The following is a 13,861-nucleotide window of genomic DNA, read 5'->3' as shown; positions in this document are numbered from 1 at the left end:
AAATCATTAATTAATGGTTTAATAAACATCTTAATTTAATATAGATTAATATTTATATTAGATTTTTATTAAATTAAATATAGAAGGAGAATCAAAAAATATGTCCAAAAGAAAAATAGGAATACAACATACTAATGAAGAAATTGAAAAAATAAGAAAAAAAATTGAAGATAATGATAATAAACCATTCATAATAGAAACAATTTGTATTCAAAATATCATTGAAAAAACAATTGATAAAAAATTTAATAATAATGATTTTACAAAAATGATTTTTCCCAATAAAGAATTAGATAGTACTATAAAAAAGAAATTATAAAATTAGAAGCTCAATTTAAAGATGCAGAAATAGACTATATTAAATTTAATTCTCATTTACCAAAAATATAATGAAAGTTAAGATTTATCTTTCTGATGATAATTTAGTTAAATAATCATTATTAAATTTATTAAAAATAAATGATTTCATATTTGTTTTTTATTTGTACTATTAATTTTATATAAAAATGTAAGAACCTGTTTAGAATCTTTTCGAAAATAATGTAAAATGATTATATATTTTAAAATCAGAGGTATATATTATGCATAAAAATTATCCAAGTCATGTCACCAAAGAACAATTTGAGAACATAAAATCAATTTTAGAAAATAGCAAAAAGAAAACAAAACCAAGAAGTTTAGATTTATATGAAGTATTTTGTGCAATTTTATATGTATTAAAAAGTGGTTGTCAATGAAGAATGCTACCAAAAAATTTTCCAAAATGACAAACTGTATATTATTATTTTCAAATTTGAAGTAAAAATAACGGTAAAGAAGCTAGTGTATGGCAATTAATTTTAAAAAAAATTGGTTAAAAAAGTTCGTATCAACAATAATCGCAAAGAACAAACTAGTTTTTGTATAATTGATTCGCAAAGTGTTAAAAATACAGATACTACTGAAAATAAAGGTTATGATGCTGGTAAAAAGATTTCAGGAATAAAGCGTCATATTATTGTTGATTCTCAAGGTTTACCACATGCAATTTACATAACCACAGCAGAAAAAACAGATCGTAATAGCGCTATAATAATGATTGAAAATGAAAAAGAAAATCTTTCTGCAGTTCAAAAAATAATAGTAGATGCTGGTTATACTGGTGAAAAATTTGCTTCTGAAATCAAAACAATCATAAATGCAAATGTTGAAATTATAAAACGCAATGAACTACATACTTTTGTAGTATTACCAAAAAGATGAATTGTAGAACGAAGCTTTGCTTGATTAGAAAAATACAGAAGATTATGAAAAAATTGTGAAAGAAAACTAAATACTAGTTTACAAATGGTTGTTCTTTCCTTTATTTCAGTTTTATTAAAAAGATTCTAAACAGGTTCTAAGGGAAATTAACATTAAATTGTCATGATTGATTGTATTATTTTATATATATGACTAATACTTTTAATATTAGTATTAATCATTTTCTTAAATAAAGAAATTCACAAATTGATTCAATTATAATTTTGAGTATTGTTTTTATTAGTAAATAAAATGAAAATAAAATGAATTTTAAATTTGTTTTAAAATATCAAAGGGTTTTTTATATATAAAAGGATAATAGGGAACTCGTAATTAGGAATAGGTACTAATTGATTTATTAATAATATTTTTTCATAAATATGATTTTTAATTATAGAACATTCATCAATATCTAAAAATTCTAAATTTAAATTATATTTTTTGATAAATGTTTTTTGAAATGCTCACAAAATAGATTTAATACTATAAAATTTTTCTTGGATATAAAAATTAAATACCACAATTGAATATTGAATTCTTTTTAACATTACTCATTTTATTTTTTCATTAATATTTTTTTCTAATTCATAATTTCATGAATTTTCCTTAATATTAATAACAGAAATATTCTTATATTTATCTAAATTATAATTACTATAGATATTTACCTTTTCAATTAATATACAAGGTTTTTGATTTAGTAAATGAAGTTTAAAATTATTACTTAAGTTATTTTTTAGGGAAATAATTAAAATATTAGGGAAATTTACTTTTATAAATGAAGTTATTTGAATTTTATTAGCATAGGAGTCATCAATTAAGAATATATATAAGGGAATGTTTCAGTTCTCGTTTGCTATAAAACTTTTATGAAAAGTAATCATTAAAAATTTATTTTGTAAAAGATTAAGATTGGGAAAATAATTATTTTTTAATTGCGAATTTATAATAAAAAGGAGTTGTTGCCCTCATTGGTAGTCACTTTCTATTTTAAAAGTATCATCCAAGGCAAAACTAATATCACTATAATAATTAAATTTTAATTTAAATCAATTATCACTAAGAACCTGTTTAGAATCTTTTTTGATTAATTTTTAATAAAATTTATATTATAATGGTTATTTTATAATAAAAAATAGATTTTTAGTCGATAAGTTTTCAAATGATAAAATCTTTTTAATAAAACTGAAATAAAGGAAAGAACAACCATTTGTAAACTAGTATTTAGTTTTCTTTCACAATTTTTTCATAATCTTCTGTATTTTTCTAATCAAGCAAAGCTTCGTTCTACAATTCATCTTTTTGGTAATACTACAAAAGTATGTAGTTCATTGCGTTTTATAATTTCAACATTTGCATTTATGATTGTTTTGATTTCAGAAGCAAATTTTTCACCAGTATAACCAGCATCTACTATTATTTTTTGAACTGCAGAAAGATTTTCTTTTTCATTTTCAATCATTATTATAGCGCTATTACGATCTGTTTTTTCTGCTGTGGTTATGTAAATTGCATGTGGTAAACCTTGAGAATCAACAATAATATGACGCTTTATTCCTGAAATCTTTTTACCAGCATCATAACCTTTATTTTCAGTAGTATCTGTATTTTTAACACTTTGCGAATCAATTATACAAAAACTAGTTTGTTCTTTGCGATTATTGTTGATACGAACTTTTTTAACCAATTTTTTTTAAAATTAATTGCCATACACTAGCTTCTTTACCGTTATTTTTACTTCAAATTTGAAAATAATAATATACAGTTTGTCATTTTGGAAAATTTTTTGGTAGCATTCTTCATTGACAACCACTTTTTAATACATATAAAATTGCACAAAATACTTCATATAAATCTAAACTTCTTGGTTTTGTTTTCTTTTTGCTATTTTTTAAAATTGATTTTATGTTCTCAAATTGTTCTTTGGTGACATGACTTGGATAATTTTTATGCATAATATATACCTCTGATTTTAAAATATATAATCATTTTACATTATTTTCGAAAAGATTCTAAACAGGTTCTAAGAAAACTATTCAAATTACTTTTAAAAGTATTTGAATATAAAGACACCTGATATTCACAAGTAATAAAAGAAAATATTTTTTGAGTAATGTTACTAATTTCTGAAGTTATATTTGGAAATAATTGACTGTCAACTTTAATATTAAGTAAACAAATGAAATTAAAATAATTAGTTTTAAACTTATCAAACTCAATAGCAAACTCTTTAGCAATTATTAATCTAAAATGTTCGACTTCTCTTTTTATACTTAAGTTTAAATTAAATTCAATTTGTTCATCTTTTTCAAGAAAAAAATTAAGTTTAATTTTTCGTACATGAATTGTTAAAAATCATATTAGTTGATCATCATAATATTTTTTATAACCGATATTGATCATTATAATTTCTATTTTTTTGTATATATAGCTAACTAAAGTAATATTTACTCATAAATAATGTAAAATAATAATATGTAATTTAAACAGTTTTTGAATTTAAAAGTACAATTCAGCAATAATTAAAATAGATTAGGAAGATTAAATTATGCCAAAACCATACAGTGAAGACTTACGAAGAAAAGTAATAGAAGCTTATGAAAGTAAAAATATGAAAATTAAAGAAATTTGTAAAGTGTTCAATATCACTAGAAAGACTTTATTTTTATGAAGAAAAAGAAAAAAAGAAACTGGGCATATAAAACCAATTTTGAATTATCAAAAAGGACATAGCCACAAAATAAAGGATTTAGATGAATTAAAAAATTATTTAGCAGAAAATAAAGATGTTACAGTTCAAAAAGTAATTGATAAATTTGGAAATATAACTAAAGAAACAGTTTATAACTATTTTAAAAAACTAAATTATACATATAAAAAAAACTTTTCTATATGAACAAAGAGATAAAAATAAACAAGAAGATTTTTTAAAAGAAATAGCTAAAATAATGAATGAAGATTTAGTATATATTGATGAATCTGGAATTGATGATAATGAATTTTATAAATATGGTTGATCTGAAAAAGGTAAAAGATTAGTTGATCTGAAAAAGGTAAAAGATTATTTGATAATAAACCCGCATATAAAATAAAGAGAATGAGTATAATTGGTTCACTAAATAAAGGTAAATTAAAAGCCTTATGAGCATTTGAAGGACATTGCAATAGTAAAATTTTTGAATCATATGTTAAAAATAAACTAATTCCAGTATTAAAGCGTGGACAAATTATAGTTTTAGATAATGCAACGTTTCATAAATCTAAATTAACACAACAATTAATTGAAAATGCTGGATGCAAACTATTATTTCTTCCGCCATATTCTCCTAATTTAAATCCAATTGAACATTTTTGATTTGCTATAAAACATAATATAAGAAAAATATTACCAAATTATTGACCAAATATTAAAAAAGCGATTGATTTTGTTTTTCAAGATATGAGTAAATATTACTTTAGTTAGCTATAAAATAAAGAGAATGAGTATAATTGGTTCACTAAATAAAGGTAAATTAAAAGCCTTATGAGCATTTGAAGGACATTGCAATAGTAAAATTTTTGAATCATATGTTAAAAATAAACTAATTCCAGTATTAAAGCGTGGACAAATTATAGTTTTAGATAATGCAACGTTTCATAAATCTAAATTAACACAACAATTAATTGAAAATGCTGGATGCAAACTATTATTTCTTCCGCCATATTCTCCTAATTTAAATCCAATTGAACATTTTTGATTTGCTATAAAACATAATATAAGAAAAATATTACCAAATTATTGACCAAATATTAAAAAAGCGATTGATTTTGTTTTTCAAGATATGAGTAAACATTACTTTAGTTAGCTATATGATCAAAAACCACAATTCCTTTAGCAACTAAAAATAATAAATCAGAAAATATTATGAAAAATATAATAAAATTTATTTCAAAATTACAAAAAGGAACAGTTAAAACCATTACTTTTGATCGTGGCAAAGAATTTAGTAAATGAAGATTAATCGAAAAAATTTGTAATGTCAAAATTTATTTTGCAGATCCTGGTAAACCTTGTCAAAGGGGTTTAAATGAAAATAATAATGGTATTTTAAGAAGATATTTACCAAAATCCATTGATTTATCTAATTTTAATCAAAAATCATTGAATCAAATAGCATTTCAAATTAATTCTACACCAAGAAAATCACTCTCTTATAAAAGACCAATAGATTTAATACAATTATTTTAAAAAAATGTCCCATTTATATTTACAATTCAGGGAAATAAAAAAGTTTTTCCTAATGATATGGCAGTTTTCAAAATATTTTACTTAGCAATTGAAAATATAACAAAAAAATGAACAATGCCCATTCAAAATTGAAATACAGCAATTGCTCATTTTATGATAAAATTTGAAGATAGAATTAATCTGAACTAGTAACTTTGTAAAACAAAGATACACAGATTACATAAAAGCCTCAACAAATACTAAAAAAGCGATTGATTTTGTTTTTCAAGATATGAGTAAACATTACTTTAGTTAGCTATAGGTTAGGACTTTATCATTAGTTAAGAGAATTTTTTTATCTTTACTAATAAGTTTTATAATAATAATAGCGGTTATAAATCTTAAATGTCATTCATAACCATCTAATTGAAACCCTTTATTATGTTCAAATTTTAATTTTAATCTTAAATTTTGTTCAAAGAAAAAGTTATTCAAGTAAATAATGTCTTTTTTTAAATTATACTTATTTGTGTTACTTGTAAGGTAGTACAGACATTTTGGACTATTTTTTATCTAATAAAAGTTTATCAAAATAATCCATAGGAGTCATTAATCCTAATGATTTATAGCTAACTAAAGTAATATTTACTCATAAATAATGTAAAATAATAATATGTAATTTAAACAGTTTTTGAATTTAAAAGTACAATTCAGCAATAATTAAAATAGATTAGGAAGATTAAATTATGCCAAAACCATACAGTGAAGACTTACGAAGAAAAGTAATAGAAGCTTATGAAAGTAAAAATATGAAAATTAAAGAAATTTGTAAAGTGTTCAATATCACTAGAAAGACTTTATTTTTATGAAGAAAAAGAAAAAAAGAAACTGGGCATATAAAACCAATTTTGAATTATCAAAAAGGACATAGCCACAAAATAAAGGATTTAGATGAATTAAAAAATTATTTAGCAGAAAATAAAGATGTTACAGTTCAAAAAGTAATTGATAAATTTGGAAATATGACTAAAGAAACAGTTTATAACTATTTTAAAAAACTAAATTATACATATAAAAAAAACTTTTCTATATGAACAAAGAGATAAAAATAAACAAGAAGATTTTTTAAAAGAAATAGCTAAAATAATGAATGAAGATTTAGTATATATTGATGAATCTGGAATTGATGATAATGAATTTTATAAATATGGTTGATCTGAAAAAGGTAAAAGATTATTTGATAATAAACCCGCATATAAAATAAAGAGAATGAGTATAATTGGTTCACTAAATAAAGGTAAATTAAAAGCCTTATGAGCATTTGAAGGACATTGCAATAGTAAAATTTTTGAATCATATGTTAAAAATAAACTAATTCCAGTATTAAAGCGTGGACAAATTATAGTTTTAGATAATGCAACGTTTCATAAATCTAAATTAACACAACAATTAATTGAAAATGCTGGATGCAAACTATTATTTCTTCCGCCATATTCTCCTAATTTAAATCCAATTGAACATTTTTGATTTGCTATAAAACATAATATAAGAAAAATATTACCAAATTATTGACCAAATATTAAAAAAGCGATTGATTTTGTTTTTGAAGATATGAGTAAATATTACTTTAGTTAGCTATATGTGGTTTAGAATTGTTATAATATTCTTGAAAAGAATTCACTAATTTTTGAAATAAACTAAAATCACTATTTAAATATGGTTTTATTTCAAATAAATTACTTCAATTTCTGTGAAATCTTTCAATCTTACCATTACTCTGTGGTGATCTAAACGGTGTAGTTTCATGAACTATACCTTTTTTATTACAAAAATTTGTAAATCAACGATTCCTTTGTGGTTTTCCACAAGATGTATTAGTATATTGACTACCATTATCAGTTCTAATTCTTTTAATTTTAATTCCTAATTTTTCATAAAAATTTAAAGCATTTTTAGTAGCATTTACAATATCTCTGGTTTGTGCTTGTTCAGATGGATAACAATAAGTAATTCGAGTTTTTTCATCAATAAAATCAATAATATATCATCTTTTACTTCCTGTTATATAATCTGATACTACTTTAATATCAGTTTGTAATAATCCAGTTTCTTTTACTTCATATCTCAAATGTTTTTTCTTAATAACTTTTTGTGAACAAAAACCAAAACGTTTTAATCAACGATATATAGTTTTAACCGAGGGTTTTGGCAAAAAATTAAACCTAATATCATCAATATGCCTTATTAAATAACAAAATTGAAAAGCACCTATACCAAACTCTTCTTTATACTGAACAAAATAATTTATAAATTTTTCTGATAATTCCAACTTATAGAAATATTTAATATTTTTAGGTTTTGTTGACTTAAATAATAATTCTTCAAAAGGTTTATTTCTGTAAAAAACATCATAAAAACGTTTAGCTCAATAATAAAAGGTTTGCTTTGGCATATGTAATTGAGAAATTATTTCTTTACAAGTATTTTTATTTTTAAAAATAAAACAAAATTTTCTAAATTTACGATAATAAATATTAACTTTATTAATATTTTTATCATTTTTATACTTTTCTACAAATTTGTTAAATTTATAATCAAATTTAGTAAAATCAGCACTATTAATTAAATATTTCATTTTAAACTACACCTCAACTAATAATATAAAGTTATAAAAACTTTTATTAGTCCAAAAAGTGTGTCTAATCTACACTTATTTGTGTTACTTATATTGATAAGTCACTCACTACTTAAATATTTTTTTGTCATATACATATTAAGAACAAATTACTCATTCTAACAAAAGGATATTCATTGGATATGTGGATAAACTGTGTAAGCAAAGTATTTATTGCTATTATTTCATTGTCACCATTAATTACAAAGTAATCTTGCTTTCTGGAAATATTACAATTACTAATTTTTATTAACATTGTATTAATAAAAGTAATATTTCTTTGTAAAGTTCGAAATGTAACATTAAATTTTTCCATTAGAAATGCTATATTAACCGAACAAGAATACTGAAAATATTTTAATATTTCAATGATACGCCACATTAAAACTGCCCCCGTTATCCTAATTGAAAGATTAGACTTACTGCATAACGTTTTTAAGTTTTAATGATAAATTATAAAATCCTGCAATTAAATTAAATCTTAAAAATATTCGTTTTCTACCTTTTCTAAATTTATAACCAATAATTTTAAAACATTTTAAAAATGCAAAAACATGTTCAATTTTTCTGCGAGTTTTATTAATAATCTTATTAAAAATTTTAATTTTACTTGTTTTAGGATTATTTTTACTAGTTTTAATGGGTAAAAATGTATTACTATGAATTTTTTGTAAACCTTGATAACCTTTATCTGCAAGAATTACAGTTTCTGACAAAAATTCTAACTTTGAATTTTTAAAAGTTTTAAAATCATGATTTTTACCAGTATCAGGAAAAATATTTAAAATTTCATTAGTATGTGCATTAATTATGGTTTGAAACTTAACAGTATGCATTCATTTTTTGCCAGAAAATCAATCTTTTTGATTATATTTTGGTCGTTCTGTTTCTACTTCTGTTACATCAATTATCAAAATTTTATTTTTGAATTCTTCTTTTTAAAAAAATATTTTTATTTGTTAAATTATTAAACTTATTATTATTTATTAAAATGTCTTCAATTGAACGAATATTTCGTAAAGCAGTAGTATCAACCATATCATACTCAGCACCAATACTATGATATGTACGATTTTCATATAAATATCTTAAAGTCATTACTAGTCTATCTTCTATTGACATTTTATATGGCCTTCCACCAGTGGTATTTTTTAGAACCTGTTTAGGATCTTTTTAATAGAATTTAACTAAAACAAGAAATAATCATTTATAAATAGGTACTTAACCAATAATTTATTTTCTTTTTCATTTTTTTGTTAAAAAGATTTTATCATTTGAAAACTTATCGACTAAAAATCTATTTTTTATTATAAAATAACCATTATAATATAAATTTTATTAAAAATTAATCAAAAAAGATCCTAAACAGGTTCTTAGATTTTGATGATCTAATAAAATATTTAAAATTTCATTAAAAACTAGTTTATTAATACCAACTATTTTACGAAAATATTGATCCGGTTTATCTTTTAATTCAAAATATGTCATAAAATTTATCCTTAACTATTCAAATTTTATTTTAATAATAACAAAAAAATGAAAAGTTAACTAGTTATGCAGTAAGTCTATTAAATGAGATTTTCCTTTTCAAAAAATAAAATAGTCACTTTTTGAGTGACAAAATTATTGTTCTTAAATTATTTTTATATGTTATAATGTTTGCCAAATAAATAGCATTCTTCATTTATTATTAATATCTTTAATAAATTTGTAATTATATTGTGGTAAATACTTTTTAATAAGAATAGTTAGTGCTTCTTTTTGATCAAAACCAAATTCAAATGCTAATAAAAAAGATTTTTCTAAAACTGCATGACATTGTTGAAAAATTACTTCATAAAAATATAATCCTTTATGATCAGCAAATAAAGCTAATTTTGGTTCATATTGTAAATTATGTTTTGAAAAAGTATTTGCTGTCTCATCAATATATGGCGGATTTGAAACAATAATATTAAATTTATGATTTTTAAGATTTGTAAATATATCGCTTTCAACAAAATTAATATTTTTTAAGTTAAAATTATCATTATTAATCTTAGCAATAGTTAATGCATCTTTGCTAATATCACTTGCTACTATATTTCAATTAGGTTTCTTTAACGCTAAACTAATAGCAATAGCACCACTGCCTGTCCCAAAATCTAATACTTTTAAATTATCATTATTAAAAATGTTTTGTGCATAGACAAAAACATTTTTAACTAGTTCTTCAGTTTCATTACGAGGAATTAATACTCTATTATCAACAACAAACTTATGATCAAGAAATCATTGATAATCAATAATATATTGTAAAGGATAGCCAGCAACAAATTTTTTAACTAGTTGTAAATATGATTCTAAAAAATCTATTGCTATTGTTTGATTAAGATTTGCATATAATCAAGATAAATCTTTATTAATAAACTTTAATAAAATTATCTTATTAATTTGTTCATTTTTTTTATTAATTTTTTTTGCTAATAAAAGATAATCTCTATAAGTCATTAATTTATACTCCAAAAATAAATATTTTATTGAAAATTAACAGATGAATTATTATTTCTTGAAGTTTTTTTTATTAAATTATTAACAACGAGAATTAAAACAATAATACTAAAAATAAATAAAAAACTAATTGTTAATAAACAAATAATTGGAAAAAGAATAATGTAACTACAAATACTAATAATAAAACCAAAATTATTAATATTATTACCATCAATATTTCGTAAAAATTCTAAATTTTTTCATAATAAATAATGAAAAATTAAACTAGATGCACTAGCAAATCATAATGTTAAAACTAAAAATAAAATGTGAATAATACCACTACTAAAAGTTAATGTAATAAATGTTCCTAATGTCGCATATAAAAAAATAACTGATATTAAAAACAAAATTTTTGTTCTAGAGTCTAAAATCTTAAAATCCATAATAATTTCTTCCTTTTTTACTTTAATACTGTAATATTTTCATCAATATTTTCTAATTTTTCTTTTTGTTCACTACTAATTAAAGCAATAATAATTTCATCAATATTACCTTCCATAATACGATCTAACTTTAATAAAGATAATCCAATTCGATGATCAGTTACTCTATTTTGTGGATAATTGTATGTTCTAATTTTTTCTGAACGATCACCGCTACCAACAGCTGTTTTTCTTAAATTACCAATTCTTCCCTGTTCTTCTTCAACTTTTTTTTCATAAAGTTTAGCTCTTAATACCCGCATTGCTTTATCTTTATTATCATATTGACTTCGTCCGTCCTGTGAAGTTACAACAACACCTGTTGGAATATGAGTAATTCTAATTGCTGAATCGGTAGTATTAACATGTTGACCACCAGCACCACTAGAACGATAAGTATCAATTCTTAAATCAGAATTATTTATTTTAATTTCAACTTCATTAACTTCTGGCAATACAGCAACCGTTGCAATTGAAGTATGAACTCGTCCTTGTGATTCGGTTTTTGGAACTCTCTGAACACGATGTCCACCAGCTTCAAACTTTAATTTAGCAAATACATGTTTACCTTTAACCATAAAAGCAATATAACTAAATCCACCATTTATTGCTTCCTTTGCCTCAATAGTTTCAATTTTTCATCGTTGAATTTCACAATACTTACTATACATACGATATAAATCACCAGCAAAAATATTTGCTTCATCGCCACCAACAGCTCCTCTGATTTCAATAATAACATTTTTATCATCATTTATATCTTTAGGAATTAGTGTTAGTTTTAATTCATTTTCTGCTTTTTCTAATTCTATTTCATTTGCTTTAATATCTATTTTAAGCATTTCACAAAGTTCTTGATCCTGTTCGGTTGCTAATGCCTTTTTTGCTTCAATAATTTCTTTGTTAATTTTTTCATATTTTCAATATTGTTCAATAATTGGTTCTAATCTACTATGTTCTTTTGTTAATTCAGTGTATTTATCACGAGGAATTAATTCGGGATTTTCTAACTGCTTTTCAATTTCACTATATTTTTTAGTAAGTTGCATTAACTGTTCTAATGTTTTTTCATTCATAATATCACACCTGATTTATCTATTCTGATTATTTGTTAAGACACGATGATGACTACGACATCGAGCTTCATATTGTTCTTGCGCACCAATTAAAATAATTTCATCATCATATCTAGCTTCTCGGCCATTAATAATACGTTGTGTTCTTGTTGCTGCTTTACCACATTTTACACAAACAGCATCTAATTTAGTTACAAATTCTGCTAAGGCTAATAATTCTTTAGTAACAGGAAATGGTTCACCACGAAAATCTTGATCTAACCCTGCAACAATAACTTGCTTATTTTGATTTGCTAATGTTTTAATCACTTCAATAATTGATGGTTTAAAAAATTGTACTTCATCAATTGCAACTGCTTCTATTTCTTTATCTACATGTTTTAATATTTGCATTGGATCATCAATTACTATCGCTGTGATAGATACCCCTTTATGACTTACTACTTTTTTAGCATCATAACGAATATCAACCTTGGGTTTAAAAACTAGCACTTTGCGTTTAGCATACTGTAAACGATTTATACGTCGCATAAACTCTTCTGTTTTTCCGGCAAACATACAACCAGTAATTACTTCAATTCATCCCTCATTATAACGACTATACATTTATATCCAACTCCATCTCTAATTTTAATTGTTTGTTAATTTTGGTGATTTACTAGCAATTTTATCTAAACTATCAATCAATTTTTCAACTTCATTAATATTTTGTAAATATGCACCAGCTGCTGTCTGATGACCACCACCACCAAACTTGGCAATAGTATCATTAATTATTCATCTTGCACTACGAACACTAACTTTGATTTTACTATTCATTTGATCATAAGCAGCAATTAATCAAATTTTAATACCATCAATATTTGACATTACATTAACTTGGCTAGTTAAATCTTCTCTAGTTAAAAAAAGTTCACCTTTAATATTTAATATTTTATTTTGACTAATAATTTTTGTTTGTAAGTCAGTAATTATTTTATCGTTAAATATTATATAAGCAACACCATTATCAGTAATTTTAAAATTTGATAATATATATCCTTTCAATCTTGCGATTTTTAAATTTTGAATATATAAACTTTGATATAAGTCTAATAAATTAAAATTTTGTTTAACTAAAAAACTAGCAATCTGAAAAGTTTCTTCATTAACAGAGCGATACAAAAATCTACCAGAATCAGTAACTAAACCAAGAAATAAATTTCTAGCCGCTAAAGCAGAAACTTTTAAATTCAATACTTGTGTTCATTTTGCCACTACTTGGCAAGCAGCAGAAGCCTTTTCTTCAATTAAATCAATATCACCATATTTATCAACAATTGGATGATGATCAATTTTAATTATTTTTTTTCCTTCTTCTCAAAATTCACCACTAATTCGTTCGCGATTGGCTGTATCAGTGACTATTACTAGTGCATTTTCATAATCTTCTTTTTTAACAAAAGTTGGTTGTGGAAATAATGATGCCATATGTTCATTTGTTTCACCTGGAACAAGTACTTTTTTATTTTCAAAATTATCTTCAATAATTTTTTTTAATCCTCATTGTGAACCCAAAGCATCTCCATCAGGATTAATATGACGATGAATAATAATTGGATTACTGATTTTTATTAATTCATAAATTGCTTGTGCTTCTTTTTTAAACTTATTCATATTATATATC

At 22.8% G+C, this 13,861-nt stretch carries 21 protein-coding genes and 2 pseudogenes; 11 read left to right on the top strand and 12 right to left on the bottom strand.

The genetic code is table 4. The annotated features are described in order from the left end of the window. Nucleotides 1-100: 100 nt before the first annotated feature. Together ACQH26_RS09695 and ACQH26_RS09690 are read left to right on the top strand one after the other, a co-directional pair. Nucleotides 101-319 carry a hypothetical protein gene (locus ACQH26_RS09695; protein WP_425382382.1) on the top strand — a complete coding sequence of 73 codons (219 nt, stop codon included), beginning with the start codon at nucleotides 101-103 and terminating at the stop codon, nucleotides 317-319. Nucleotides 320-581: 262 nt separating this feature from the next. Further along, nucleotides 582-1,371, top strand: a protein-coding gene (locus tag ACQH26_RS09690; protein WP_425382012.1) for an IS5 family transposase whose coding sequence is annotated in 2 segments (ribosomal slippage) — nucleotides 582-842 and nucleotides 844-1,371 — 789 coding nt in all. Because the reading frame shifts where the segments join, the coding sequence is not laid out codon by codon here. Nucleotides 1,372-1,562: 191 nt separating this feature from the next. Here ACQH26_RS09690 and ACQH26_RS09685 read toward each other — a convergent pair. The 3 genes from ACQH26_RS09685 to ACQH26_RS09675 form a co-directional block, all read right to left on the bottom strand. After that, entirely contained in the window at nucleotides 1,563-2,288 is a 726-nt protein-coding gene (locus tag ACQH26_RS09685; protein WP_425382381.1) for a hypothetical protein, read from the bottom strand. 116 nt (nucleotides 2,289-2,404) lie between these two features. Then, a protein-coding gene (locus ACQH26_RS09680; protein WP_425382380.1) for an IS5 family transposase occupies nucleotides 2,405-3,236 on the bottom strand; the annotation gives its coding sequence in 2 pieces (ribosomal slippage) (nucleotides 2,405-2,965 and nucleotides 2,967-3,236; 831 coding nt in all). 40 nt (nucleotides 3,237-3,276) lie between these two features. Next, the gene (locus ACQH26_RS09675; protein ID WP_425382379.1) at nucleotides 3,277-3,684 is read right to left on the bottom strand and encodes a hypothetical protein; all 408 of its coding nucleotides are present in this window, start codon (nucleotides 3,682-3,684) and stop codon (nucleotides 3,277-3,279) included. Between the two features lie 145 nt (nucleotides 3,685-3,829). Here ACQH26_RS09675 and ACQH26_RS09670 point away from each other — a divergent pair, with 145 nt between their 5' ends. The 9 genes and pseudogenes from ACQH26_RS09670 (at nucleotide 3,830) to ACQH26_RS09630 (ending at nucleotide 7,123) form a co-directional block, all read left to right on the top strand. Continuing rightward, on the top strand, nucleotides 3,830-4,189 hold the full coding sequence (locus ACQH26_RS09670) for a helix-turn-helix domain-containing protein (RefSeq protein WP_425382298.1): 360 nt from the start codon (nucleotides 3,830-3,832) through the stop codon (nucleotides 4,187-4,189). Nucleotides 4,190-4,229: 40 nt separating this feature from the next. Continuing rightward, nucleotides 4,230-4,373, top strand: coding sequence for a hypothetical protein (locus ACQH26_RS09665; RefSeq protein WP_425382378.1), 144 nt, complete (start codon nucleotides 4,230-4,232; stop codon nucleotides 4,371-4,373). Between the two features lie 5 nt (nucleotides 4,374-4,378). Beyond that, nucleotides 4,379-4,744 (top strand): transposase, encoded by a 366-nt coding sequence (locus ACQH26_RS09660; protein ID WP_425382377.1) that lies wholly within the window; start codon nucleotides 4,379-4,381, stop codon nucleotides 4,742-4,744. Continuing rightward, entirely contained in the window at nucleotides 4,707-5,126 is a 420-nt protein-coding gene (locus tag ACQH26_RS09655) for a transposase (protein ID WP_425382376.1), read from the top strand. Before ACQH26_RS09660 ends, ACQH26_RS09655 begins: the two co-directional genes overlap by 38 nt. A gap of 2 nt (nucleotides 5,127-5,128) precedes the next feature. Then, nucleotides 5,129-5,509, top strand: a pseudogene (locus tag ACQH26_RS09650) (IS30 family transposase); the annotation flags it as partial. Between the two features lie 33 nt (nucleotides 5,510-5,542). Continuing rightward, a pseudogene (locus ACQH26_RS09645) lies at nucleotides 5,543-5,698 on the top strand (IS256 family transposase); the annotation flags it as partial. Continuing rightward, complete coding sequence (locus ACQH26_RS09640) at nucleotides 5,673-5,804, top strand: hypothetical protein (RefSeq protein WP_425382375.1); 132 nt, start codon at nucleotides 5,673-5,675, stop codon at nucleotides 5,802-5,804. The pseudogene ACQH26_RS09645 and the gene ACQH26_RS09640, both read left to right, overlap by 26 nt. A 430-nt stretch (nucleotides 5,805-6,234) precedes the next feature. Then, nucleotides 6,235-6,594, top strand: coding sequence for a helix-turn-helix domain-containing protein (locus ACQH26_RS09635; RefSeq protein ID WP_425381863.1), 360 nt, complete (start codon nucleotides 6,235-6,237; stop codon nucleotides 6,592-6,594). A 40-nt stretch (nucleotides 6,595-6,634) separates the two neighbouring features. Beyond that, nucleotides 6,635-7,123 (top strand): IS630 family transposase, encoded by a 489-nt coding sequence (locus ACQH26_RS09630; RefSeq protein WP_425382374.1) that lies wholly within the window; start codon nucleotides 6,635-6,637, stop codon nucleotides 7,121-7,123. Here the strand turns inward: ACQH26_RS09630 and ACQH26_RS09625 are convergent. From ACQH26_RS09625 to ACQH26_RS09585, 9 genes are all read right to left on the bottom strand, one after another. After that, entirely contained in the window at nucleotides 7,116-8,123 is a 1,008-nt protein-coding gene (locus ACQH26_RS09625; protein ID WP_425382373.1) for a DDE-type integrase/transposase/recombinase, read from the bottom strand. The two genes, ACQH26_RS09630 and ACQH26_RS09625, sit on opposite strands and share 8 nt — an antisense overlap. A gap of 458 nt (nucleotides 8,124-8,581) precedes the next feature. After that, the gene (locus ACQH26_RS09620; protein WP_425381872.1) at nucleotides 8,582-9,076 is read right to left on the bottom strand and encodes a transposase family protein; all 495 of its coding nucleotides are present in this window, start codon (nucleotides 9,074-9,076) and stop codon (nucleotides 8,582-8,584) included. Nucleotides 9,077-9,080: 4 nt separating this feature from the next. Further along, a complete protein-coding gene (locus ACQH26_RS09615) occupies nucleotides 9,081-9,284 on the bottom strand; it encodes a transposase family protein (RefSeq protein ID WP_425382067.1) in 204 nt (67 codons plus the stop codon). A gap of 216 nt (nucleotides 9,285-9,500) precedes the next feature. After that, nucleotides 9,501-9,650 carry a hypothetical protein gene (locus ACQH26_RS09610; protein WP_425382372.1) on the bottom strand — a complete coding sequence of 50 codons (150 nt, stop codon included), beginning with the start codon at nucleotides 9,648-9,650 and terminating at the stop codon, nucleotides 9,501-9,503. A 162-nt stretch (nucleotides 9,651-9,812) separates the two neighbouring features. Further along, the gene (gene prmC, locus ACQH26_RS09605) at nucleotides 9,813-10,652 is read right to left on the bottom strand and encodes a peptide chain release factor N(5)-glutamine methyltransferase (protein ID WP_425382371.1); all 840 of its coding nucleotides are present in this window, start codon (nucleotides 10,650-10,652) and stop codon (nucleotides 9,813-9,815) included. 26 nt (nucleotides 10,653-10,678) lie between these two features. Next, nucleotides 10,679-11,080, bottom strand: a complete 402-nt coding sequence (locus ACQH26_RS09600) for a hypothetical protein (protein WP_425382370.1) — start codon at nucleotides 11,078-11,080, stop codon at nucleotides 10,679-10,681. Between the two features lie 17 nt (nucleotides 11,081-11,097). Beyond that, nucleotides 11,098-12,195 (bottom strand): peptide chain release factor 1, encoded by a 1,098-nt coding sequence (prfA, locus tag ACQH26_RS09595; protein ID WP_425382369.1) that lies wholly within the window; start codon nucleotides 12,193-12,195, stop codon nucleotides 11,098-11,100. A 15-nt stretch (nucleotides 12,196-12,210) separates the two neighbouring features. Next, a complete protein-coding gene (locus ACQH26_RS09590; protein ID WP_281749194.1) occupies nucleotides 12,211-12,801 on the bottom strand; it encodes a thymidine kinase in 591 nt (196 codons plus the stop codon). Nucleotides 12,802-12,825: 24 nt separating this feature from the next. Beyond that, a complete protein-coding gene (locus ACQH26_RS09585; protein ID WP_425382368.1) occupies nucleotides 12,826-13,851 on the bottom strand; it encodes a DHH family phosphoesterase in 1,026 nt (341 codons plus the stop codon). Between the last annotated feature and the right edge of the window lie 10 nt (nucleotides 13,852-13,861).

Origin of the sequence: Spiroplasma endosymbiont of Melieria omissa (assembly GCF_964031175.1) — a bacterium.
Classification (GTDB): domain Bacteria; phylum Bacillota_I; class Bacilli_A; order Mycoplasmatales; family VBWQ01; genus Spiroplasma_E; species Spiroplasma_E ixodetis_A.
This window is presented reverse-complemented; position numbering and strand designations above follow the sequence as displayed.